Annotated in this window: 1 protein-coding gene; it reads right to left on the reverse strand. The window is 43.4% G+C overall.

Annotated features, from left to right (window positions below; genetic code table 11):
* Nucleotides 1–1239 (reverse strand): asparagine synthetase B (locus tag A3729_RS05230; RefSeq protein WP_197475584.1); only part of this gene is annotated, 1239 nt, incomplete at both ends.

Raw genomic sequence — 1239 nt, forward strand, 5'->3', positions numbered from 1 at the left:
AAAAAGGATGGTATGTTAGGTGCTCTATAAGGCTGTTTATAACGCTGGACAATAGTATTTGGCAAACGATTTTGCATCGCTTTTTTTAGAATGTACTTTTCGTTGAACGCTTTCATCTTGAGTTTTGGGTGCAATTGGCTGGCGAACTCAATCACATTGTGATCAAGAAAGGGGAAGCGACCTTCAACTGAGTTTTTCATTAACATTCTATCCCCTTGAGAGTTGAGCAAGTAACCTGCCATCAAGGTTTTACTCTCAAGGTATAAGGATTTATTGAACGGCTTCCATGAATCAAACCGATCTGGTAATGAGGCGATAAGTCTCTCCTCTGCATTAACATTTAATTCTGATGATAAGGCGTCACTATAGAAAATTTTTGCTTTTGAAGTTGATGCGATCCTTGGCAAATGTGAGAAAAGAGGATGGTTCGGTTGGTCTACACCTCCACCAAAAAAAGCTTTCAAGAAGGAGCCGGCTCGGTCACGAGACATATCTAAATAAGGATATAAGCGCTTGATTAATAAAGGGCGCCAGGATGAGTCAGGCTGGCGTGACCAGAACTCTCTAAGTTTGGCTTCTTTAAAAAGGTCATAACCACCGAATATTTCGTCCGCTCCTTCTCCTGTTAGTACTACCTTGTAGTTTTGCTGTCGAGCCAGGGCTGATAAGCGACCCATAGGGATGGGCGCTGTACGTACAATAGGGCTTTCAGTGTGCTTTATGCAGTCCAAGAAGTCATCCGCAATATTGCTGTACTTGCACTGTGTTGAAAAGTGACTGGTGTTTAAGTGTTCGACCATGGTTTTTTGGTGCTTGCTTTCATCCAGGTCAGCATCTTCGAAAGTGAGTGAAAAGGTGCTGAGGTCTCCGTGATCCAGGTGTTTGATGAGTGAAACCAGGATCGATGAATCTAAGCCGCCCGAAAGATAGGCTCCAACGGGGACGTCAGCCCTTAAACGAATGCGAACGGCTTCTTCTAGAAGTTCAGATACCTTCTGCGCTGCAATCTTTTCATCTACTATGTGTGGGGCGGTTCCAGATGAAAATGGATAATCCCAGTATTGGCGTCGCGTTAAGTTTCCTTTCTCAAAAACAACCTGCTCTCCTGGTTTAACCTCGTAGACATTCTCAAATGCTGTGTTAGGAGAGACAGGTGCCCAATAGCTAAGTATTTGGTCTAAAGAGTTTAGGTTTAGTTTTGGTGCTGAAGGAAGTGTACACAGTATGGCTTTAACTTCT

It is taken from the genome of Oleiphilus sp. HI0043 (genome assembly GCF_001634935.1).